24 protein-coding genes and 1 tRNA gene are annotated in these 22,471 nt (G+C 63.2%); 8 read left to right on the plus strand and 17 right to left on the minus strand.

Annotated features, from left to right (window positions below; translation table 11 throughout):
- The 3 genes from infC to Q1V57_RS14755 form a co-directional block, all read right to left on the minus strand.
- Positions 1-312, minus strand: a 312-nt coding sequence (gene infC, locus Q1V57_RS14745) for a translation initiation factor IF-3 (RefSeq protein WP_300532404.1), incomplete at its 3' end; no start/stop codon positions are given.
- A 151-nt stretch (positions 313-463) separates the two neighbouring features.
- A complete protein-coding gene (locus Q1V57_RS14750; protein ID WP_300532364.1) occupies positions 464-1,447 on the minus strand; it encodes a glycosyltransferase family 9 protein in 984 nt (327 codons plus the stop codon).
- The gene (locus Q1V57_RS14755; protein ID WP_300532366.1) at positions 1,444-2,583 is read right to left on the minus strand and encodes a glycosyltransferase family 4 protein; all 1,140 of its coding nucleotides are present in this window, start codon (positions 2,581-2,583) and stop codon (positions 1,444-1,446) included. The genes Q1V57_RS14750 and Q1V57_RS14755 overlap by 4 nt, the downstream gene beginning before the upstream one ends.
- A 145-nt stretch (positions 2,584-2,728) precedes the next feature.
- Here Q1V57_RS14755 and Q1V57_RS14760 point away from each other — a divergent pair, with 145 nt between their 5' ends.
- The gene (locus Q1V57_RS14760) at positions 2,729-3,385 is read left to right on the plus strand and encodes a tetratricopeptide repeat protein (RefSeq protein WP_300532368.1); all 657 of its coding nucleotides are present in this window, start codon (positions 2,729-2,731) and stop codon (positions 3,383-3,385) included.
- Here Q1V57_RS14760 and queG read toward each other — a convergent pair whose 3' ends face one another.
- The 6 genes from queG to Q1V57_RS14790 all read right to left on the minus strand — a co-directional run bounded on the left by queG (position 3,386) and on the right by Q1V57_RS14790 (position 8,906).
- Positions 3,386-4,489 carry a tRNA epoxyqueuosine(34) reductase QueG gene (queG, locus tag Q1V57_RS14765; RefSeq protein ID WP_300532370.1) on the minus strand — a complete coding sequence of 368 codons (1,104 nt, stop codon included), beginning with the start codon at positions 4,487-4,489 and terminating at the stop codon, positions 3,386-3,388.
- 56 nt (positions 4,490-4,545) lie between these two features.
- A complete protein-coding gene (locus Q1V57_RS14770; protein WP_300532372.1) occupies positions 4,546-5,553 on the minus strand; it encodes a hypothetical protein in 1,008 nt (335 codons plus the stop codon).
- 64 nt (positions 5,554-5,617) lie between these two features.
- Positions 5,618-6,295 carry a glutathione S-transferase family protein gene (locus tag Q1V57_RS14775; RefSeq protein ID WP_300532374.1) on the minus strand — a complete coding sequence of 226 codons (678 nt, stop codon included), beginning with the start codon at positions 6,293-6,295 and terminating at the stop codon, positions 5,618-5,620.
- A 31-nt stretch (positions 6,296-6,326) separates the two neighbouring features.
- A complete protein-coding gene (locus Q1V57_RS14780) occupies positions 6,327-7,301 on the minus strand; it encodes a cation diffusion facilitator family transporter (RefSeq protein ID WP_300532376.1) in 975 nt (324 codons plus the stop codon).
- 32 nt (positions 7,302-7,333) lie between these two features.
- The gene (locus Q1V57_RS14785) at positions 7,334-8,281 is read right to left on the minus strand and encodes a nucleoside hydrolase (protein ID WP_300532378.1); all 948 of its coding nucleotides are present in this window, start codon (positions 8,279-8,281) and stop codon (positions 7,334-7,336) included.
- 19 nt (positions 8,282-8,300) lie between these two features.
- Positions 8,301-8,906, minus strand: coding sequence for a hypothetical protein (locus Q1V57_RS14790; protein WP_300532380.1), 606 nt, complete (start codon positions 8,904-8,906; stop codon positions 8,301-8,303).
- 189 nt (positions 8,907-9,095) lie between these two features.
- Between Q1V57_RS14790 and Q1V57_RS14795 the strand changes: the two genes are divergently transcribed.
- The gene (locus Q1V57_RS14795; RefSeq protein ID WP_300532381.1) at positions 9,096-9,902 is read left to right on the plus strand and encodes an undecaprenyl-diphosphate phosphatase; all 807 of its coding nucleotides are present in this window, start codon (positions 9,096-9,098) and stop codon (positions 9,900-9,902) included.
- Positions 9,903-9,908: 6 nt separating this feature from the next.
- On the opposite strand, the gene Q1V57_RS14800 is transcribed toward Q1V57_RS14795, so the two are convergent.
- Positions 9,909-10,877 (minus strand): complex I NDUFA9 subunit family protein, encoded by a 969-nt coding sequence (locus Q1V57_RS14800; protein ID WP_300532383.1) that lies wholly within the window; start codon positions 10,875-10,877, stop codon positions 9,909-9,911.
- An 89-nt stretch (positions 10,878-10,966) separates the two neighbouring features.
- Complete coding sequence (locus Q1V57_RS14805; RefSeq protein WP_300532385.1) at positions 10,967-11,440, minus strand: nuclear transport factor 2 family protein; 474 nt, start codon at positions 11,438-11,440, stop codon at positions 10,967-10,969.
- 161 nt (positions 11,441-11,601) lie between these two features.
- On the opposite strand from Q1V57_RS14805, the gene Q1V57_RS14810 reads away from it, so the two are divergent.
- Positions 11,602-11,688, plus strand: a tRNA-Leu gene (locus tag Q1V57_RS14810).
- A 65-nt stretch (positions 11,689-11,753) separates the two neighbouring features.
- Here the strand turns inward: Q1V57_RS14810 and Q1V57_RS14815 are convergent.
- From Q1V57_RS14815 to Q1V57_RS14840, 6 genes are all read right to left on the minus strand, one after another.
- On the minus strand, positions 11,754-12,146 hold the full coding sequence (locus tag Q1V57_RS14815; protein ID WP_300532387.1) for a hypothetical protein: 393 nt from the start codon (positions 12,144-12,146) through the stop codon (positions 11,754-11,756).
- A gap of 114 nt (positions 12,147-12,260) precedes the next feature.
- Entirely contained in the window at positions 12,261-13,118 is an 858-nt protein-coding gene (locus Q1V57_RS14820) for a hypothetical protein (protein WP_300532389.1), read from the minus strand.
- Complete coding sequence (locus Q1V57_RS14825) at positions 13,111-15,543, minus strand: fimbria/pilus outer membrane usher protein (RefSeq protein ID WP_300532390.1); 2,433 nt, start codon at positions 15,541-15,543, stop codon at positions 13,111-13,113. The genes Q1V57_RS14820 and Q1V57_RS14825 overlap by 8 nt, the downstream gene beginning before the upstream one ends.
- Positions 15,544-15,574: 31 nt before the next feature.
- Positions 15,575-16,294, minus strand: a complete 720-nt coding sequence (locus Q1V57_RS14830; RefSeq protein ID WP_300532392.1) for a fimbria/pilus periplasmic chaperone — start codon at positions 16,292-16,294, stop codon at positions 15,575-15,577.
- Between the two features lie 83 nt (positions 16,295-16,377).
- A complete protein-coding gene (locus Q1V57_RS14835; RefSeq protein ID WP_300532393.1) occupies positions 16,378-16,941 on the minus strand; it encodes a hypothetical protein in 564 nt (187 codons plus the stop codon).
- A gap of 266 nt (positions 16,942-17,207) precedes the next feature.
- Positions 17,208-17,639 (minus strand): hypothetical protein, encoded by a 432-nt coding sequence (locus Q1V57_RS14840; protein ID WP_300532395.1) that lies wholly within the window; start codon positions 17,637-17,639, stop codon positions 17,208-17,210.
- A gap of 303 nt (positions 17,640-17,942) precedes the next feature.
- On the opposite strand from Q1V57_RS14840, the gene Q1V57_RS14845 reads away from it, so the two are divergent.
- The 5 genes from Q1V57_RS14845 (at position 17,943) to rpoN (ending at position 22,195) form a co-directional block, all read left to right on the plus strand.
- Positions 17,943-18,557, plus strand: coding sequence for a ribonuclease D (locus tag Q1V57_RS14845; RefSeq protein ID WP_300532396.1), 615 nt, complete (start codon positions 17,943-17,945; stop codon positions 18,555-18,557).
- Positions 18,558-18,645: 88 nt separating this feature from the next.
- Positions 18,646-19,344 (plus strand): LPS export ABC transporter periplasmic protein LptC, encoded by a 699-nt coding sequence (lptC, locus tag Q1V57_RS14850; protein ID WP_300532397.1) that lies wholly within the window; start codon positions 18,646-18,648, stop codon positions 19,342-19,344.
- A complete protein-coding gene (locus Q1V57_RS14855; RefSeq protein WP_300532398.1) occupies positions 19,344-19,871 on the plus strand; it encodes an LptA/OstA family protein in 528 nt (175 codons plus the stop codon). Before lptC ends, Q1V57_RS14855 begins: the two co-directional genes overlap by 1 nt.
- Before the next feature lie 2 nt (positions 19,872-19,873).
- Positions 19,874-20,644 carry an LPS export ABC transporter ATP-binding protein gene (gene lptB / locus Q1V57_RS14860; protein WP_300532400.1) on the plus strand — a complete coding sequence of 257 codons (771 nt, stop codon included), beginning with the start codon at positions 19,874-19,876 and terminating at the stop codon, positions 20,642-20,644.
- Positions 20,645-20,680: 36 nt separating this feature from the next.
- On the plus strand, positions 20,681-22,195 hold the full coding sequence (gene rpoN, locus Q1V57_RS14865) for an RNA polymerase factor sigma-54 (protein ID WP_300532402.1): 1,515 nt from the start codon (positions 20,681-20,683) through the stop codon (positions 22,193-22,195).
- The last annotated feature ends 276 nt before the right edge of the window (positions 22,196-22,471 follow it).

Genomic DNA, 22,471 nt, shown 5'->3' on the forward strand with positions numbered 1-22,471 from the left:
GTTCGGACGCATCTTGATCTCCTTGATCTCGACGGTCTTCTGCTTCTTGCGTGCCTCGGCTTTCTTCTTCTGCTCCTGGTATCTGAGCTTGCCGTAATCGACGATCTTGCACACGGGCGGGTCAGCGTTCGGCGACACCTCGACAAGGTCCAGTCCTGCCTCGCGGGCAGCGTCCAGCGCTGCATCGGTAGGCATGATTCCCTGCTTTTCTCCGTTTTCGTCGATAAGAAGCACCCGCGGGACGCGGATGTCTTGGTTGGTGCGGGGGCCCTCTTTTTTGGGCGGCTGCGCAACATGGGGTCTACGGGCTATGGCCTCTTCTCCTTTGTGGCCGACAAACTCAGTCTAAACTAATTGTCCCGTCGCCGCACGGGATCAAGCCCCAAAGGCTCGAAATCCCTCCGCAGGTGTGCCGGGAGGCGCGCACTATGGTGAATTAGACACATTAAGCAAGTGTGGCTTGTCACGCGGCTTCAGGCGCGCTGGCAAAACCGCCGGCAAACTTCATCGCCCGCATGGCTTCAGCCGGGTCGACCTGGGCCAGGGTAGGCGCATGCATCAGGATCACTGCCGACGCGCCCCGCGGCGCAATCAGGGCCGGATTGTCGACCTGACCGTAAAGCGCCAGTGCCGGGGCACCGCCCGCGACGAGGACATGCAGAAGCGGCGTATCCTCACCGAAGATGAAGCGCGTCCGGCGTGCCAGTCCGGCCAATTGCGGCAGTTTGGCCCGACCGGTGACATCACGCGCACCCGGCGCGACATGACAGACATAACGCCCGACCTCGCGGGTATCGGGGCCGCCGACGATGGCCGGTGTTATCCCGGCCTGGAGCAGTTCATGTGCCAGCGTGGCCCATTTCTCCTTCGGCCAGCGCAAAGCCGGCTTGATGCTTTCTCCAGCCGGTGAGAGCAGGGCATACGGACCGTTGAGACCGAAATATTCCGGCTCGAGCATGCGCGATTTCTTGGCCAGGAAGTCCACCCAGGAGGCATCCGGCGGCGGCGCCTCGCCGAGCTCGTAATGGGTGGCGCCCAGTCCGAGCACCTGATTGAGCTTGCCCGCGACCTCGTCGACAGGGTGCTGACCCGATTTCGGATCGGCCACGACTTCAACCCATTCGCATTTGGAAAAGCGGAACAGTTTTTTGAGCTTGCGCGAATTGTCATCGCCCATGAGATCGTAAACCCGCGACGGCTTGGCCGATTTCAGGCGCTTGTCACGCATGCCCATCAGCGGCCGCGTATCCGGCACGGCATCAATCTCGATCGCATTGAAGAACGGACAATGCTTCAAAAAGCTCTCAAAATCCGGCTTCGTCAGCAACACGATCCGGTCGCGGCGATGCGCGGTGCGGATCATCTCGGCCGACGCCAGCATGCGCACGGTCGATGCCAGGTCGCCCCAATGCAGGACGTATACGATGTCACGCTGCGGTTCGCTCATGATTTCGATTGTAAGACTTCGTTGTAAACACGCAATGTCGAAGCTTGCAGCTGCCGTGCCGAAAACCGCTCCTGGATGCGAGCCTTGGCCCGTTCGGCGAGATTGTCGAGCGCTGTAGCATCGAGGTTGAGGGCCTGGGCAATGGCGTCGGCAAGCGCCGCCACATCGCCCGGCTTGACCCGCCAGCCCGTCTCACCCTCGACAATGACCTCGCGCGCACCGCCGTGATCGGCCGCGATGACCGGCAGGCCCATGGCGCCGGCTTCAGCCGCCGTGCGGCCGAAGGCCTCCGGCTCGACCGACGGGGTCAAAACCAGGCGGGACAGGGCAAAGGCGGCCGGCATATCGCTGCAATGACCCACCATGCGCACCTGCCCGGACAATCCACCCTCTTCGATCAGGGCCGCCAGCTCGTCGACATAGCCGGTGCGTCCCTGGGCATCGCCGGCCAGGATCAACACAGGAAGCTCGGCCCCACCAGCTTTGAGCTGGGCGTAGGCGCGGATGGTTTCGCGCTGCCCCTTCCAACCGGTCAGCCGCCCCGGCAGGAGAACAACGCGCGCATCCGCCTCAATGCCCCAATCGGCCGCCAGCGCTTCAACCCGGTCCGGGCTGATGGCCGCGGCATCGAAACGCTCCAGATCGACCCCGCGCGGGATCACGGTGACGCGCTCGGCCGCGAACGGGTGCTCATGGCAAATATGATCGCGAATGAACTCGGAATTGGCGATCACCCGCTCACCCTTGGCCATGAAGCTGTTGTACCAGCGCTTGAGGCCCGAATTGGCATTGTAGGTGCCGTGATAGGTGGTGACGAAATGCGCGCCGGTCTTGTCACAGGCCGCTTTGGCACTGAGGGCCGGGGCACGCGAGCGGGCGTGCACGATGTCCACGCCTTGGTCCCGGATCACAGCACTCAGCCGGGCCACATTGCGCCAGGCCACCCAGGGGTTCTTGGTCGCCACCGGCAGCCGGACGAGTTCACCGCCCATGGCCTCCAGCTCGCCCTCAAGCCGTCCGCCCTGGCTGGCCACCAAAGCGCGCCCGCCCGCCGCAACAAGGGCCTCGGCCACTTCCAGCGTGGTGCGCTCGGCACCGCCGGCATCGAGCTCGGGTATGACCTGCAAGACGATCATCGGGAGAGAAAACCTGTTTCCATGAAATTCGCTTCTTTCACAGCCGCGCCCCGAAAACAATTCGCCCTCTGTGCAAGACACCGCGCGCCTGTGGACGCTCTAGCCGCCAGCCAGTAATCTGCCATCACCCCGTCACGGAGTTTACATGCGTATTCTGACCGCCCTGATCGGCCTAGGCCTGTTTGTCCTGCCTGCATCCGCCCAAAGTGCCGCGCAACTGGCCGAGCATGCCCGCTATACCGCCTGCCTCGCCATGACCGAGGACGAACCGGATGCAGCCTTCGCCGACGCGGTCAGCTGGAGCTATGAGGGCGGCGGCTGGCCGGCCCGGCATTGTCACGGCCGCGCCCTGATCGCGCTCGGCGATACCGCCCGTGGCGCGGAAATGCTGGAAAGCGTGGCCAGTATCGAACGGCCCGGCCTGCTGCTGGTGGAGCGGCTGGGCATGTGGCGAGAAGCCGGAGAAGCCTGGATGGCGCTGGATGAACCGGTCGAGGCGGCCGGAGCCTATTCCGTCGCCATGGCCTTGTCTGAAGACTATCTGCCCGGCTTTGAGGGGCATTTGCGCGCCAGCCTTGCCCTGGGGCATTGGAATGATGCGCTCAGCGATGCCGACCACCTGGTGGAAAACGCGCCGGGTCTGTGGGAAGCCTGGTCCGGACGTGCCGAAGCCCGGCTTGAACTGGGCGAGCCGGACCTGGCCCTTGAGGACATTGAACAAGCCCGCCAGCTGGCGCCGGACAATATTGATATCCTGGTGCTGCGCGGCCGTATTCTTGAAGCAATCCGCCAGGCTGGCTGATCAGTCCCGCCGCCATTCAGCGATCACATCGGCGTCGGTTTCCGTCTCCAGCGCGCCGGTCCGCTGACGCTCGAAAGTATGCGGATCGAGCTGCGACAGGGCCCACACTGAGGCTCCGCGCACCAGCGGCGCCTCATCGCGCAACCGCTCCTTTACCACGCCCAGCAGGCTGGCATCGCCAGAATTCCCGATCGCGATCATCACATTGCGAACAAACCGGTCACGCCCGATGCGTTTGATCGGGGAAGCCGTGAAAACCTGTCTGAAATCGGCGTCGTCAAGCGCCGCCAGCTCGCTCAGCAACGGCCCTTTCAACTCTGGCCGGGGGTGAAAGGCAGCCTCGGCGCTGACCTCGGCAAACTTGTTCCAGGGACACACTGCAAGACAGTCGTCACAGCCATAGATCCGGTTGCCCATGGGCGCCCGGAACTCGCGCGGGATCGGGCCTTTATGCTCGATCGTCAGGTAGGAAATGCAGCGCCGCGCATCGAGCTGGTAGGGCGTAGGAAAGGCCTGGGTCGGGCAGATATCGAGACAGGCCCGGCAGGAACCGCAATGATCGGTTTCCGGCGCGTCCGGCTCCAGCTCCGCCGCCGTCAGCATGACCCCCAAAAACAGCCAGGAGCCATGCTCGCGGCTGACCAGATTGGTATGCTTGCCCTGCCAGCCCAGCCCTGATTTTGCCGCCAGGGGTTTTTCCATCAAGGGCGCGGTGTCGACGAAAACCTTCACCTCATGGCCCGTCCGCGCCACGAATTCACGGGCCAGGCGTTTCAGGCGCTTCTTGATCAGATCGTGATAATCGGCGTTCTGCGCATAGACCGAGATCGCGGCTTCAGAGCGGCGCTCCAATATCCCCAGCGGATCATGGTCCGGGCCGTAATTGAGACCGACCACCACCGCCGACTTTGCATCCGGCCACATGGCCGTGGGGTGTTTGCGCCGCTCCAGCGTGTCTTCCATCCACGCCATCGAGCCGTGATGCTCCTGAGCGACGAATTCCTCCAGACGCTGCGACGCCGCCCAGGCCTCATCGGCCCGGCACAGGCGGACATCGGTAAAACCGATCTCGAGAGCGAGGGATTTGAGGGCTGAACTGTCCATGCCCGGTCCGAGATACGCGTTCAACAGCGAAAAGACGACTATCGAGCGCTGCGCGACTAGAACTGGGTGCCCAGCCGCTGGCGTTCCAGCTGCAGACTGTCACGCCGGCCTTCATACTCGGTCAGCTGCGTCAGCCAGGCTTCGTAGCGCTCTGGAGCCGTAATCGGCATAACCTCCTCCAAGGTGCCGGAAAAGATCGCCGCGCCGCTCAACTCCGCGTCGAAACTGGCCGGATAGGTATTGAACATGCTGGCGGCCAGCTCGATCTGGCGAGCTGCTTCGCCGGTGGCAACGCCACGCGCGGCGTCAAACTCGGCAACCATGCGCTCATAATGGCGGCGGGCTTGAGCGATATGGGCCTGCACTTCGCGCTGGTTATCCGCCAGGGCACCGGCGAAATCATCCACCGCATGGCTTGATGGCGCGCCACCCATGCGCTGACGGGCAACCTCCAGAGCCAGGATGAACGACTCCATGTTCACCGTCATGGAAAACAGCAGGTGATGCTGGGGATGGTCCGCCAGCACCCCCTCGCCGGCCGCCCGGTTCATCGCCGCCAGGCCAGCATAATAATCCTGCAGCAAGGCCAACTGCGCGACCTGGATGGCATAGGGGTCGATGTCTACACCATTGGCCAGGTCACGCGCCTGCGTCTCGACTGTTTCGAAATAGCCGGTGATAGTGGCAATGACCTGCGCAGGCATGTCGCGCATCAAGGCGACGGCCTCATCCTGTCCATCAATCGTGTATCGCGGACCCCGCGCCAAAGCCGCGCCACGATCCCGATAGCCCGTCATCTGGGCATCAACCTGGCGACGCCAGGCATCGATGCGCGAGAGCGCACCCGCCCGGTCCGTGGCGCCGGTCTGGATATCCGCCATGATCTCATAGGCGGGTCCCGCCACCTCGACGAAATTGACAGCCTCCTGGGCATACAGGCCCATTTCCTGGGACCAGGACGCAAAGGCGCTGGCGCGCTCCGCTTCGGTCTGCGCATTCGCATGCAGGGGTGCGGCGAGCATAGCGGCGAGCAGAGCCAGTACAGCAACGAGATGACGGATCATGATTTTCCCTTGAAGACTTCGCTCAATCGGTCGCGGGTTCAGGCCCGCAAGTCAAGCAGACCCGCTAGAAATCCAGGTCCGCATAATGCCGCGAGGGCGAAATCCCCGGCAATTTGTCATCGAGAATACTGCGAAAGGCCGGGCGGCATTTGACGCGCTGATACCAGTGCTTCACCGGTTCAAACTCATTCCAGGGCACTTCGCCCAGATAGTCGAGGCAGGACAGGTGCGCCGCGGCGGCGATATCGGCCAGCGTGTAGCGCGGGCCGGCCAGCCCGTCACGAGCTTCCAGGAGCCAGGCGATATGCTCGAGATGGCCGCGCAGATGCTCGCGCCCCTCGCGCATGGCCTGCGGGTCGGGCGCCCCCAGCCCTTGCACAGGTTTTTCCAGCTTTTCATGCAACAGATAGGCGTTGACCTCGCCGTCAAACTTGCGGTCGAACCAGTCGCACAGACGCCGCGCCTCAGCCCTCTCGGCCGGCCCGCCCGGCAAGAGGCAGGGTGTCGGCGTTGTCTCCTCGAGATATTCCAGAACCGCCCGCACTTCGATGACCACGCGCTTCGTCCCGCCGGCCTCATCGACCAGAACCGGGGTCAGCCTGGCCGGGTTGAGCGCGAGCAATTCGTCCGGGCGATCCCAGGGCGAAACCGTCTTGGCTTTGTAGCGGATGGATTTTTCGTCGAGGACCAGCCGTGCCTGCCGGGAAAACGGATCAAGCGGCCAGTGATACAGCACACGCATAAAGGCTCGTTACCGCCCTTTCCCGGTCAACTCAATGGCCACCATCTGCCGTCTCCGCCTCGCCGCCGAAGAATGCCGCCCCATGCGGTTCTGCAGCGCCGTGCGGATCGGCATGAATGAGGATATCGGCTGCGGGGTAGACCGCCAGCAATCGGTTCTCGGCATCCACCAATACTTTATGCGCGTCCGCCAGAGACATGTCCGGATCGAGGGCCATGTGGAACTGGATATGTACCAGTGGACCGGCTGCCCGGGTGCGCAGGTCATGGATATCTAGAATGCGTGGATCGGCCTCGACTAAAGTCCGTATCTCCTCGCGTTCGGTGTCCGGCAATTCCCGGTCCATAAGCTGATCGAGCGCCTTGCGCGCCACTTGCCAGGCCGCATGCGCCAGCCATACCGCCACCGCCAGCGCCGCCAGGCCATCCAGCCGCTCGAGTCCGAAAAAGACCGATCCCGCGATTCCCGCCATCACCGCGATATTCGCCCCGAGGTCGGTTAAATAATGGGCCCGGTCGCCCTCGATCGCGACCGAACCGGTCTTGGCAATGGCGCGGGTCTGGATAATGAGCAGCCCAAGCGTCAAGGCAATCGACAGGGTCATCACGCCCAGAGCCCAGCCCGAAGCCTCGATCGTCACCGGGTTTATCGTGTGGGCAACGCCCTCGCGCAGCAATAGCGCGGCGGACACGGCGACCAGCATGGCCTGGAGGATACTGGCAAAGGCCTCCGCCTTGCCATGCCCGAAACGATGCTCGGCATCGGCCGGTTCAGCCGCATAGCGCACGGCGAAGAACACGGTCAGCGATGCGGTGAGATCCAACAGGCTGTCGGCCATAGAGGCGAGCAGCGCCACCGATCCGGACATGTACCAGACCACACCCTTGGCCACCGTCAGGATCAGGGCCACGCTCAGCGAGGCCCAGGTGGCCGCGCCGGAAATCTTGCGCGCCTCGCTCGGCTTTAGCCGGCCCGGACCGGCGGCGGAATGGTGATCATGCGGCATAGGCAAGCATTAGGGTGCAGCGGCTTGCCGCGTCAATCGGACGAATGGCCGCCGAGTGCAATGGCGATGGCATTGAGGGCCGCGCGCTGATCAACCCCCGTCGCGACCCGCACCGGCCGTCCGGCCGGGGCGGTTCGCAACAGGCCCGGGAATTCGCCATCGGTGGCGAATTCGAGCGGCAGGGTTTCAAAGCGGAAAACCTCCGGAGACGCCGCGGCCATAACCGCCAGGGCATCATGCGGGTAGCAGCCTTCAATGCCATCACTCGCCCTGTAGGCATTCATGTAATGCTCGTGCGCGCGCACCAGGAAACGGCCGGCCCGCTCGGGCAGGCCGCGAACCATTTGCGCCAACCGGGCCCGTCGTAACACCACGCGCCGACAGATATCGAGCGGGATCAGCGTCAAACGCGGTGCCATAGCGAGCACTCCGCGCGCAGATTCCAGGTCGGAACCGGTATTGAATTCCACCCCGCCCCGACGCACCCAGGGCACGCTCAGCGCCCCACCCATGACGATAATCTCGTTGATCCCGTCCAGCGTATCGGGCGCGCGGGACAGAGTGCGAGCCAGATTAGTCAGCGGCCCCAAGGCGATCAGCGTGCCTCCTCCGCGGGCAAAGCCGGCCATCGCAGCAAGCGCGGCATCCGCGCCCCGATCGCGCACAACCCCCTCCTCATAGCCCAGCGCATGACCGGCGCTGGCCCCGCCAATCCCGTCCTCACCGTGAATATGCCGGGCATGACGCCAGGACCCCTGCAAAGGCTGGGCACAACCGGTATGGACGGGCACCACCACACCGCCAGCCAGCGACTGCACCAGCGCCATATTGCGGGCCGCCTTGCGCGGCGCGACATTGCCGAACACGGTAGACACACCGGCCAGATCCAGGCGCGCAGAGCGAATCGCGCACATCAGCGCCAGGGCATCATCGACACCGCCATCGCTATCGATCCAGACTTTCTGCCGGTTCTGGGTCATGACGGGCCGGCCATCGCCCTCACCCCCGATCCGGAGCTGAGCGCAACCGGCTGTCAAAAGCGGTCCCGGCTGGGGAATAGCCCGGCAGGCCCGGTGGGGGCAGCAGGATATTGTTGAACTCGGCAATGTCAGGCGTGCCGGTCTGGTAGGGCTGCAGACGCGCGGCCATCTCGGGTGCCAAGTCCGGCATGGCCAGATAGGCAAACTCGCCAAAACCCAGCGTGAGCCAATGCACAAGGCTTTCGCGTTCCGGTGAGTGCGGATTGCAAAGCGCAGCCGAGCGGCAGCGCTCGGCAAACGCATCCACCTGATCGGCGCGCCAGCCATAGCGTTGATGCACCGGAGCAGCCGCGATCATGTCACCAAGCGCCGCCGCCTCATCAGGGGGCAGGTCAAAGAGCTCGCTCTCCAGGGCGAAAGCCGCCATCGCTGCGTCCGGGCGTTCCAGCACCAGGCCGGGATGCTCCCCGCTGCCGCCGCCCAGCACAAGCTGGTGTGTGCTGCAGCCAAAGTCCTCGTCATCGGTCCCGTCGTCCGGGTAAGCGATATCAACCAGCGGACGGTAGACCGGTAGCCCGGCCAGGTAGCCGACAAGGACATGTTCGAAACTGTCGATGTAACTCATTGCCTGCCCTCGTCGGCTATCTGGCCGGTCTGCTTACCACCCCTTGCTAAGGACATTCCTGCCCGGAGGCCAGACCAAGCCGGAAACCAGGCTGACCGCCCTGGCAGGTCAGGTACGACATCATCGCCCGCTGGCCATTGCAGACGAAACGGGGAAAGATCGCTCCACATCTTTCAAGCGGGCCCCTCCATGTCGCTGATCCATCTTGTCGTCCTTGCGCTCATTCAAGGCATAACCGAATTTCTGCCGATCTCCTCCTCGGCCCATTTGATCCTGGTGCCTGAAGTCCTCGGTGAGGAGGATCAAGGTGCCTTTATCGACGTCATGGCCCACGCCGGTTCGCTGATCGCGGTCCTGGTCTATTTCTGGCGTGATATCGCCTCGGTGATCACCGGCATGCTGGCCCTGGTTACGGGCAAGATGACCCAGGGTGGCCGCCTCGCGCTGCTGGTCGCCGCCTCACTGCCACCTGTCATCCTTGTGGCTGGCGCGCTGTTCGTTTTTGACCTGGTGGATTACCTGCGCTCACCGGAGGTGATCGCTGCAGCGACCCTGATCTTCGCCTTGCCGCTCTGGCTCGCCGACAAATACGCCCCGGCGCAGAAGACCGCCGAGACCATGAGTTTCAAGGACGCCGCCCTGATCGGCCTGGCCCAGATGTTGGCGCTGATCCCGGGCGCCTCGCGCTCCGGTGTGACCATGACGGCAGGCCGCGCCCTGGGGATGACGCGCCAGGAATGCGCCAGGTTTTCCATGCTGATGGCGATCCCTGTGATCGTCGCCTTCACTCTGGTGTCGGTGCTGGAACTGGCCAGCGGAGATGCAGGGGGCGCCGATCTTCAGGCCGGCCTGATCGTCGGCGGTCTGTCCTTTGCCGCCGCCTGGGCGGCCATTGCCGTACTGATGCGCTTGGTCGAACGCACCGGCTTCATGCCGTTCGTGATCTACCGTCTCGCACTGGGCGGCGGATTGATTGCCTGGATGGCCCTGAGCTAGGCGCGCTTAGGCTTCCGACTTTTCGTGGAACTGGCCGTGGCGGCGATAGCGACCCAGATAGGTCGGCACGATCGCTTCGACGGTTTCCGGCGTGATGCCCAGATCCGCCAGCCCCTTGGCGCCGTCGGAGACGACATTGTCGGACTGCAGCTGGATCATCTGGTCACGCGTCAGCATGGGCTGAACGAAGGGCAGGATGGCGAGCATCTCAAACACCATGCCCATGACCGTACCGATCGAGTAGGGCAGCGGCACCAGGAAGCGCGGACGATCAGTTTCATCGAGGATGAATTGCATCAGCTCCTTGAAGGAGTAGATGCCCGGGCCGCCGAGCTCATAGGTCTCACCACGGGCGCTGTTGCTCTCGAAAGCGGCCAGAACAGCGGACGCCACATCACCAGCAAAGACCGGCTGGAAGCGCGATGAACCGCCACCGAACAGCGGCAGGGCAGGCGCAAACCGGGCCATCGAGCCAAACATGTTGAAGAAGCCGTCATCGGTACCGAAAATGATCGACGGGCGCAGCACGGTCGCGGTCGGGACAGCAGCCATGACAGCCGCCTCACCCGCCGCCTTGCTCTGGGCATAGCGCGAGGCGCTTTCGGCGCTGGCACCAATGGCAGAAACCTGGATCACCCGCTCGATACCGGCCGCAGCAGCGGCCTTGGCAATCGCCTCCGCGCCGGCAGCGTGGAGGCTGGAGAAATTCTGACGCCCACCCTCGGCGAGGACACCGACGAGATTGACGACCCCACTGGCACCCTCGACAGCGCGCTCAACGGAAGAGGCAACGCGGATGTTGGCCTGCACCAGCTGAACCTGGCCAACCACACCCATGACCCGCAGATCCTGCGACAGATGCGGGCGGCGCGAGGCGACACGGACGCGATAGCCGGCTTTGGCCAGGGCACGGACAACGTGACGGCCGACGAATCCGGAACCGCCGAATACAGTGATGAGTTCATCGCGAAGCATGAGGGAATCCCCGGGGACGGAAGTTGTTGCGCCCGGATAGATCAAAAAACGCAGCGATTGTCCATGCGATGATGCGCCTCGGTACGCGGTCAGCGCTCGCCCGGCACCTCATATCCCGCCGGAAAACTCAACGAGGAGGTACGGATCAGCCAGCGCCCGTCAGTGCGGACGAGCGTGGTGGTCGCGGAATAATCAATAATGCGCAGCCCGTTCTCCGGGTCGCGGACATGTTCCTGGGCCAGGTGACGGACGATGGCCGTATCCCCGAACAGGTCGAACGAGACCAGATCGAGATCATAGCGCTCCACCACAGCCCCACGGGCCACATAATCGCGGACCAGGGGCATGTGATCGGCACGTTGCCGGGCCTCGGCCGCACCGGCGAACCAGACGGTCCAGTCAGGATGGTAATTGGCTTCCCAGGCGTCGATATCGGGCCCGATATTGAGTGGCCCTTCACGCAGGAGCGTCACAATCGCCTCGCGATCCGCTTCCTCGGACTGGGCCAAGCCAGGCCCATTCAGAAGCAAGAGCGCAGCGAGCAAAGCGAAAATCCGGACCATGGGGCGTTCTCCTTTGTCCGCCTCGCTAGCGCGCCGCCGAAGCCACCTCAACTTAAACTCCCGTCAGCAAATCGCCGGACGCTGCAGATCACCGCATTTCACGCACATTGAGCGATTGACACACCCGGCCCGGCTCTTTACTTACCGCGCTCCTGTTACCTGCCCAGGTGGCGGAATTGGTAGACGCGCTGGCTTCAGGTGCCAGTTCCCGTTAGGGAGTGGAAGTTCGAGTCTTCTCCTGGGCACCATCTCCTTCAAGAGATCATGTCGAATAAGCTTCTGTCGTTTGGCGGGAGCTTTTTTGTTTTTGGGCCTAGGCCGCTTCGATACGGACCGACAGGGCGCCGCGGGTCAGGGCGAAAGGGTCTTCGACCTCGACGGCGAGCTGCAGCGTGCCCGGACGGGTCTGGCGGACGCGGATCTGGCCAGCGCGCAGGCGGGCATCAGCAGCGCCGGTAGCCTGGACATCACGCAGAGCAATCTCATTGTCACCTTGCAAAAGGCGCACGGAGAAATGCTCGGCATTACAATGGGTTTGCAGGCGCAAAACGCCCTCTTCCCAGGCCTCGGCATCAATCTCGGCGATGGCGCAGCGCTCGGCGACATGAGCGCGGAGCTGAAAACGCAATTCTGCATCAGCTCCGGGCGTTAACCCGGTTGCAGCAATCATCGCTGCTGCGCCAATGAGGATGGAGAAACGGTGCATGCCGCCCCCGGCTGCCAATCAGACTGGCCGCGGGTGTAGCAAATCTGGCACCGCTTGGCGCGCTCGATCTCGCCCTATGGTTAATCGCTGCGTCGAAAACGCCTAAAAAGCTAACTAATACGGGATGAAGCTGAGGGTGACGACATCGCGGTAACGGCCAGCATATTGATGCGGGGTTGGAGCGACCTCGACCTCCAAACGGCCCGATTGTACCGAGGTGCCGGCAAAGGGAATATCGACGACATCGCCGCCCGGCGCGGTCAGATCCACCGCCGTGCCCGACAAGCTCGCGCTGTAGGGGATGCGGCCAAAGGCCTCGCCCTGCTCGTGCACCAAAGCGCCGCCATTATCCGACACCAAGGTCACCGCGACCGCGCTATTGGTGCGGAAGAAAAAGTCCGAACGGGCCCGCCCGCCAGCAGAGATGTCGCCGAGATCGAGGTTCTGCTGCCCCGAGGTCGTGTCCCCCTCAAAGCGCAGGGCCGGCGCCAGGGCGATTGTGAGCGGCACTGTAGTGACCTCGTTGCCGACCGTGATCTCCAGCTCCTGGCGATAATCCCCCGGGGGCTGAAACTGGCCCGCAGCAACACGATAGAAGTCGATGCTCAGCGTCTCGCCCTCGACCAGGGCGCGGCGGGCAGAATTGCGCAAGCGCCAGCGATTATTGTCACGCCGCACCTCCGGCCCGCGCTCCCATTCCGCCTGCAGAGCCTCGCCGCCGGAAAAGAAATCCGGATCGCGCGCCGTACCGCCGATCAGTTCGATATAAACCGGCACCTGGCGGCAATTGCGCGGCAAGCCGGTCTCGGCGGCGCGCAATTCGATATCCAGCCGCATGGCCAGCGGGTCGGCGGCATTATAGCTGAAGCCGCTGATCTGGGCGGCACTGACCTGATAGCCGTCACAGGCCTGGGCCAACACCGGGGCCGAACCGAGCAGGAGCGCCAGAGCAGCGATGAACACCCTAATCATGACCGGCCTCCAGCAGGATTTCGCCGAGATCGATATAGGCCGGGGCATCCGTCGGCAATTCAAAGCGGAAAAGCTGACCATCGGCCAGACGCCCTTCGTATCGTCCAGGGATCAGTTCATTGAACGCCGCACGCCCGGCCCGGTTGGTGAAAAAGACGCTGACCGCTCCGGATTCGAGATTGCGGATCTCGCCATATTGCAGCGCGACGGGCTCAGCGCCGGAGCGCAGGACGCCGACGGCCGTGCGATAGGCCTCGGTGCCGACCGTGATGCGTAGCCCCGTCAGCGCTCCGGGCACCACGGTGTAGCGGCCCGGACCGATATAATAGCCCGGCTCCAGCCCACGCGCGCCGATGCGCAAATCCTGCGGCCGGTAGGCCGCCGGCAAGCTGACCACGGCTGCGCCCAGCTGGTCAGCCCGCGCCTCGGTACGGCCGCCGGCTCCGGTTGAAACCAGGATCTCCGCATCCCGCAACGAGGTGTGTCGGTCAATGATGGCAAAGCCCCGGCCCGGGTCGCGACCGATCGCGACGGCGCCGTCGGCCAGGGCGATCCCCGATTGCAGACGCACGGACAGGCGGGACGCCTCGTTTCGCCCGTCGGCGGCCGGTGTGTGCGCTGCGTTGAACTGGGCCGCATAGCGTGTGGTTTCCGTCGCCAGTTGCCCCCGCAGATCAACCACACCGCCCTGATTGGCCACGCTGGCCCGGCCACTCAGACTGGGCAGGTCACGATCACGCAGGGCGCGATATTCCAGCCGGCTCGCCCCGGTCGAGGAATCATAGCTGGAACTGACAATCTGGCGCGCGCCCAGACGGCGGCTGAGGGTCAGGAAAATCACGGTTTCCGAACCGCGGACTTCAAACTCACTATGGCGCGCCGTGGCCGCCAGAACGATCTCGCCGAACCGGCGATTCATCCCGGCGGTCAGGGTGTAGGCGCGCTCGGGCAGCGCGTGCGCATCCTGATACACCGCACCGAAATTGACCGCTGTGCGATCGGTGAGATTGAAGCGGACATCCCCGCCCAGGCTCCAGCGCTGATCATTCTCGCTTGCAAGGTCATTGAGCGAGGCAAAGTCCGGCCCGGCATAATTGAGGCGCAGATTGACGGTCGCATAACGCTCCGGGCCCAGATAAGGCCCACCGCGGAAGTTCACCGCCACGGCGTAATCCTGCTCCAGCGCATCGGCTTCGCTGAAAGTCACATCCAGCTGCCCGACCCCGCCCAGCATGGCTCGGGACACAGCGCCGCCCAGAGAGACCAGTTCCGGAGTTACGGCAGCGGAGCCGGACAGGGTCAGCGAGGGTGATACGCCCAGCGCGTAGTGGCCTCCGATCACAGGAGCGTCGAAATCATAATCGAATTCGCCACCCTGATCGGTACGGCGGAACCCGGCCGCCAGGACCGATTCGGACAGGCCCGGGCTCAGCAGGGACACGTCGGCGGAGAGTGAGAAGCTGTCGATCTCGCGCCGGCCCAACCCGTCCTCGACCACAATCGTCACATCATTGGACACATTGGCCAGCGGGATATCCTGCAGGTCGATCGGCCCGGGCTCGGCCAGGAAGCGGTCAATCAGGGCCCCATTGACATAAACCTCGACCGTCGAGCGACGCTCCAGGATCAAGGTGCGGCTTCCCGTCGGCCGGATATTCCGGGTCGGCTGCAGATCCCGGTAATTGGTCTCCATGGATATACCGGCGAGATTCAAAATCCCGGTATTGCGCGCCAGTTGCGGCGACAAGTCCCCGGCGGAATAGCGCCGGGCCTGGTCCGGCCGGTCGGTGAAGGCAATCAGTCGCTGGCGGCGAAAATCGGTCTCGCCGCCGCTGCGCCAGGCAATGCGACCACCCCAGTCTAGGCTATACCCTTCCGCCCCGCCGAAATTGGCGAAACCATCAAGGCCGAGATCGGCGGCCGCGCCTTCGTCATCGCTCAGCGTGTCCGACAGCTGCAGCGCCCCGGTCACGCCGAAAGATCGCCCCTGAGGGTAGAGCGCGTTGGCCGTGGAATACCCCCAGTCTTCCGCCAGGGAGGCCGAGCTGGCGGCGCGCTGTGCGACAGGGATGTCGATCTCTATGCTCAGGGTTTGCGGGTTCAGGCGGACGCCATAACCCAGCGCGTGCAGGTCCGCGACCGGGCGCATGTCGCTGCCCAGGCCTGCCAGTGCGGCGGCGGCTTCGGGATTGAGCAGATCGGACAGGGAGGCCGCGAGGGCGGCGGGTGGCAGGCTGACCAGCTCGGCAACCGTGGTTTCGACCAGAAGCGATGGCAAACGGCGCTCGTCGACGGTAACCGGCAAGGCGACGGTAAAGACGTCGCTGGCGCTCTGGGCGCAAGCAGAAGACGCCCCGGCCAATACGGCCGGAGCGATCAGTGCCGCCCCGATCAGGGCGTGAAATCTAGCTGTCTGCCCCCACATGCCCCCGCCTGTGTGTGGTTAGAGTGCGCGGTCAGAAGGACCGCCCCAGCGAAACCTCGACCGGACCATCCGGCAAATCGTCAATCCCCAGCAGGAAGTCCCGGCTGGCATGCGGCGGGATGATCGGGTTCTCGACCAGTTCAGCGACCTGGGCCGGGCTCAGGCGGACACTTTCTCCGCCGGCGCGGATGCGCAGATCAAGCTCACCCAGCATGGCGAAATCGGTACCGGCATTGGTCACCCGCAGTGCCAGCCCCTGCGGCGTATCGCGGACCTCGGCCAGGCTCACATCCGCCTGCGCCTCATTGGCGCGGACATAGACGGCAACGCCGAAATTATAGGCAAAGACCACGCCGGTGAAATCCTCTCGGGAAACCGGGACTTCCTGCACTTCGGCAATGAAGGCCTGGCTGTCGCGCACATTGGGATCACCGATATAGCTGATGCGGATGGCCTGGGACTGGCCGGGCTGGATCAGCGCCAGCGGCGGGAAAATCGAGAAATCCTCCTCCGCCGGCACGAATTCCTGGCTACCATCGGCCTGCACAATGCGGCGCTTCATGACAATCTCGACCGGCAGGGCCTCTTCGCGCGTGTTGCGAATATTGATCACGGCCGTGGTGCGGCCGGCGCCCAGGTCGAGGATCATGCGCATCGGCTCGACCTCATAGGCGGCCGCGACGCCTGCCGGGATCAGCAAAACCAGGAGAGCCGCCAGGGCGCGCACCGGATGCTTGAAAATCTGTCTCATAATGCCCCCCAGAAATCACCGGACCATCCACCCGGTGCGGAGCCGGCAGAACCGGCCCCGACCGCGTGATAGCATGAGAAAACCTATTTGGCAGTCAGCGTGATGGTGACGACGTCGGAATAATCACCGGCGAAGACCGTCGTGTGGCTGGCACCATTGGCGCCGGCATTGGTCGCGCGCACGCCATAAACCCGGAAGGCAACGGCGCCGGTCTGACCGGCCAGGAAGGCGCTGCCGGAGAGGTCGGAGCTTTCCGAGGAGGTCAGCTGGGTCCAGTCCATGCTCAACCCATTGCCACCGCCATGCTGCATTTCATAGGCAATCTGGTTTTCATTGCCGCCGCCGGTACCGGAGCGGAAGAGATAGCCGCCATTGGTCGAAGCAAAGGTGCGCGTAAACCCGTTCGGAGAGTTACAGGCATAGGATGCGCTGCCGGCGCTCTGTTCCACCGTGCTGGTCGTCGCCGTGTTGGAGAGCTCGCCGAAATCGACATCAATCTCGGTGCCGGTGGAGTTATAGGCGCCACACACGGAACCCACTTCAGCGGAGAGATTGTAGGACAGCTGGCCAGCCGGTGTGGATTGAGCGGCGGCAGAGCCGGCGAAGATGACAGCGGCGATCGCGCTGGTCAGTGCGGTCTTGTTCATAATAGCCCCCAGGCCTTTGCTTGATGCGACCGGGAACAGGTGCGCCCCGGTTTCGACACCTATGACGCTAGGGCCGGTTTGAGGCTCGAAATGGGGGCAAATGTGCCCAAACAGAGTTTCTTTCGCCCCATTTGGGTCAGCATTGTTCAGAGAGCGTTCATGCTGCCGGGACAGCGCTCGCATAAACACGCAAATGAAAAGCCGCGCCGGGACCTTTTGGGGGTCTTACCCGGCGCGGCTATCGGATCACGGCGTAGCCTGGTGGTTTAACTGCCCGGCAGTGCTGCCGGACGGCTGTGCGAGATCCGGAAAGAACCCGATGCGCCCGCCGGGAGCGTCACACGGCAGAAACCGCCATCGGTAATTTCGAACGGGCAATCGAACGAGGTGTGCGCCACACGCATGGTCAGGCGCAGCTCGCCGCGCTCGGGCACGTCATAGCTACACGTACCGCCGGCTGCGTCAGACACCATGATCCGACCGGCGTGACGCAGGCCCCGCCCACGCTCGCGGCCACGGATGACATCGCCATCGCCCTGCTCGACCTGACAGCTGACTTCCCAGCTGCGCTCGCCGGACATTTCCAGCACGAGAGCATCACGGTCGGCGCGCATCTGCGCCGGGCTTTGAAGTTGCGCCTGGGCCGCGGTCGTGGTCAGCACCAGAGCGGCGGAGGCGAGAAGAATTTGCGTTTTCATTGAACCCTCCATCGGGGTGTATTTGTTTGTGACGCTTTTGTTACATAAATCACCCGCCCATGTAAAGTCCGTGTACTGTTCATTTGAGCACACCCGAAATGACCCAACATCTTATTGTTATTAATGTATTTTGACTCATCGTTTCGCGCAAAGCCGAAGTATTAATCGAGGTTTTGGTGCGATTTTTGACGTTAATGTCACATTAATGTCTTGGTTGGATTTCCGCCACAGGAGTACGAGGACGGCGCTCGCCGATTGCCCTTCCCGCGCACGGGGGTTACGAGGCTGGTGGAAGGAAATTCAATGACTGTTCATTACCACAAGGGCGACCTGCCCGCCGACGTCGACCTCGGCAAGCTGATCGCCATCGACACCGAAACCCTCGGCCTGTCCCTGGTGCGCGACCCGCTCTGCGTGGTGCAGCTCTCCTCCGGCGATGGCGATGCCCATGTCGTCCAGATGGATCGCACCAGCTATGACTGTCCGAACCTGAAAGCCCTGCTGGCCGACCCCGAGGTCGAGAAAATCCTCCATTTCGCCCGCTTCGACGTGGCCATGATCGCGAATTATCTCGGCGTCACCCTGGCACCGGTCTTCTGCACCAAGATCGCCTCCAAGCTGTGCCGCACCTATACCGACAGGCATGGCCTCAAGGATGTGACCCGCGAACTGGTCGGCGTGGACATGAACAAACAGCAGCAGAGCTCGGACTGGGGCGCGGCGGAATTGTCGAAGGCGCAACTGGACTATGCGGCTTCCGACGTCCTCCACCTGCACAAGCTGCGTGAAAAGCTGATCATTATGCTCGAGCGCGAGGGACGACTGGAGCTGGCACGGTCCTGTTTCGATTTCCTGCCGACCCGCGCCGCCCTGGACCTGGCCGGCTGGCCGGAAACGGACATCTTCGCCCACTCTTAGGGCTTCATCTCGCCTTGAAATGGCCGGTAAAGACTGATCTTACTGGCGGGTATCCGCCAACATCACCGCCAAGCATGGAATGAAGGGCATGACCGCCACCGCAGCTCAGGGTCTGGAAGCGCTGCAGCCTGCCGATCACGGCAGCTGGGAGCCGCGCCGTGCCCTGACACTGACGGCAGCGCGCCGCCGTACGGCGTTTGTGCGCTTTCTGCGCTTCGCCTTCATGGGCGGCGCCATCGCCATTCTGGCCCTGATCATCGGCCAGATGATTGCCAACTCGATCGGTGGCGAAGTGGAAACCACCGAAGCAGTCGGTACCGATGTGCGCATGATCAATCCGCGCTTTACCGGCCGCGACGAGAACAATACGCCCTATGTCGTGACCGCCGACAGCGCGGTCCGTCGCCGTGACAGCGAGGCCGGCATCACCGATCTCGAGCAGCCGCGCCTGGATTACGACTTCCTGAGCGATGGGGAGCAGGCGTCCCGGGTGCTTGCCGAACGCGGAACGTTTGATCCGACCAACCGGGTTCTGGACCTCGACGCCAATGTCAATCTGACGACGGATGAGGGCTATTCCTTCGCCTCGGAACACGCCCGCATCTTCCTGCGCGAAGAGCGTGTGCTCGGCGAACAACCGGTCACAGGCATTGGCCCGATGGGGCGGATGAGCGCCGACCGCTATGAAATCCGCGATGGCGGCGAGCATGTGATATTTGAAGGACGCGTGCGCATGCATATCATACAAAGCCGCACAGCCCGCCCAGACAGTGAGGATAGTGAGTAATGCGAAGCGTATTGACCGCACTAGCGGCGCTGCTGCTAACCGGCGCACCGGCCCTGGCCCAGATCGGCAACAGCGATCTGCCGCTGGACATCGAATCCGACCACGTCGAGGTTTTCGATAGCGAGAACCGCATTGTCTGGACCGGCCGCGTCGTCGCGATCCAGGGCGAATCAACCATCCGCGCCCAGCGCCTGGAGGCCTTTTTCACTGGTCTGCCGGGAAGCGGCGGCACCGGCGGCTGGGGCGATATCGAACGCATTATCGCCACCCGCGACGTGCTCTATGTCACCCCGACGCAGCGGGCGCGCGGTGATCGCGGGGTTTATGACCTGTCCTCGGAAACCATCACCCTGACCGGTGATGTGGTGATCAATCAGGGTGATGACGTCATCACCACCAATCGCTTTGTGACCGATCTGGTCAGCGGCAACTCCACCTTTGGTGAAGCCGGTGATGGCGAGCGCGTCCGCGTCGTCATCACACCGGCCAATGATGATGAGGCCGGCGGCGAGCCGGAAGGCCGGTAAGCATGGACAGCGCACTCAGGGACGGTCAGGCACCGGACGCGGCCGCAGTGCCGGCGACGGGGCTTTATGTCGACAAGATCGGCAAGGCCTATGCCAAACGTCCGGTGGTCAAGGGCGTCAGCCTGTCGCTGAAACAGGGTGAAGTGGCCGGCCTGCTTGGTCCCAATGGCGCCGGCAAGACGACGTGTTTCTACATGATCACCGGCCTCGTCGAAGTCGATTACGGCCGCATCTTCCTTGATGGCGAAGACATCACCCGCCTGCCCATGTATCAGCGTGCGCGCCTGGGCATCGGCTATCTGCCGCAGGAAAAATCCATCTTCCATGGCATGAGTGTCGAGGAAAACATTCTCGCCGTCGCCGAGATCGTCGAGAAGGATCGCGAGAAGCGTATGGAGCTGGTCGAGCAATTGCTCGAGGAGCTGCGCATCTCACATCTGCGCCACGCCCGTGCGCCGTCGCTGTCCGGCGGTGAGCGCCGCCGCGTCGAGATCGCCCGCGCCCTCGCGACTCGCCCCTCTTTCATGCTCCTGGATGAGCCCTTTGCCGGTATCGACCCGCTGGCAATCGCCGATATCCGGGATCTGATCCGCTTCCTCAAGGACCGCGGAATCGGCATTTTGATCACCGATCACAATGTCCGCGAAACGTTGGAAATCACTGATCGCGCAACGATTATCTATGAAGGTGAAGTGCTGTTTGAAGGCTCGCCGGAAGAGATCCGCTCCGATCCGGACGTGAAACGCGTTTATCTCGGAGAAAGCTTTTCCTGATTACCTCTGCAAGAAGCTTACCAAACAGAGGTGTTCATGGCTGGATTGATGCAAAAGCTGGATATGCGCCAGGGCCAGTCCCTGGTGATGACGCCCCAGCTGCAGCAGGCCATCAAGCTCTTGCAGCTATCCAATATCGAGCTGGCCGAGTTCGTCGAGGGCGAACTGGAACGCAATCCGCTGCTTGAACGCGATGATTCGGCCGAGAGCGCCGAATCGACCCGCGAAGCCGGCGATGGCGAGCCGCGCGAACTGGAACTGGCTGCCCCGTCAGCCGATGCCAATGATTCGCTCGATGCCGATGTCGAGGTCATTCACTCGGACGATTCGAAAGCCGATCTGGCCGGCGTGGAAAGCAATGCTGCGGCTGACGCAGTGGGTGCGGGAGCCAGCAACTGGACACCGAGTGGTTCCGGCGGCGGCGCTGCAGGCGAAGAATATGATGCGATCGCCAACTCTACGCGCGATCTGACCCTGTCGGAACATCTGCACAATCAGCTGGCTACCGCCACCAATGACCCGATCGACCGCATGATCGGTGCGCATCTGATCGATCTGGCCGATGAAGACGGATATCTGCGCGCAGACCTGGCCGAGGTTTCCGCCCGGCTCGGCCTCGAGCGCGCCCGCATCGAGGCCATGCTGGAAGTGACCCAGTCCTTCGAGCCCGCCGGGGTCATGGCGCGTGATCTCGGTGAGTGTCTGGCACTGCAATTGCGCGAAAAGAATCGCCTCGACCCGGCCATGGCCTGCCTGCTCGACAATCTCGAGCGCCTGGCCAAGCACGAATACGACACACTGCGCGGCCTGTGTGGCGTTGATGATGATGATCTGGTCGACATGGTCAGTGAAATCCGTCAGCTGACCCCGAAACCGGGCCTCGCCTTCGGCAATGACAATGCCCGCGCCGTCGAGCCGGACGTCTTCATTCGCCAGGCGCCCGATGGCGGCTGGCAGGTTGAGCTGAACTCGGAGACCCTGCCGCGGGTCCTGGTCAATAACCGCTATTACAACGAGATCCACTCAGCCGCGCGCACGGAGCAGGAAAAGAGCTTCATCTCCGAGTGCAATCAGAATGCATCCTGGCTGGTCAAAAGCCTGGATCAGCGGGCCCGCACCATTCTCAAGGTCGCCAGCGAGATTGTCCGCCAGCAGGACATGTTCATGGCCCATGGCGTGGCCTATCTGCGCCCGCTCAACCTGAAGACCGTGGCCGATGCCATCGGCATGCATGAGTCGACCGTCAGCCGGGTGACCTCGAACAAGTTTGTGTCGACGCCGCGCGGCATGTTCGAACTGAAATATTTCTTCACCTCCGCGATCCCGTCGGCAGGCGGCGGGGAGGCCCACTCTGCCGAGGCTGTACGCCATCGGATCAAGAGCTTGATCGACCAGGAAACCGTCGCCGAGGTCCTGTCCGATGACAAGCTTGTCGATCTTTTACGGGCGGAAGGGATTGAAATTGCACGCCGGACTGTGGCCAAATACCGGGAGGCGCTGAACATCCCCTCTTCGGTCCAACGCCGCCGCATTCTCAAGCGCGCGGGCTAGACCCCGGGATTTACACGCGTCTGTGCGACCTGGCGCTGCCCCGCCGGAAAACCGGACTATCGGCACGGACAATGCCATTGACTCCGCCACCGTCGCGCGACTAGGTTCCGCCCGCTTTCCGGGGAGGGGCGGCACAGTTCGAAAACGCCTCACGGGCTGGTGAATGGCCAGCGGGAAGGAGCGCATGCATACACAAGTTGTCAGCAAAGGCATCGACGTCAGCGACGCGCTGCGCGAGCAGATTCTGGGACGCGTAGAAGAAGGCGTGTCCAAATA

It is taken from the genome of Maricaulis sp. (genome assembly GCF_030149425.1).
GTDB lineage: Bacteria > Pseudomonadota > Alphaproteobacteria > Caulobacterales > Maricaulaceae > Maricaulis.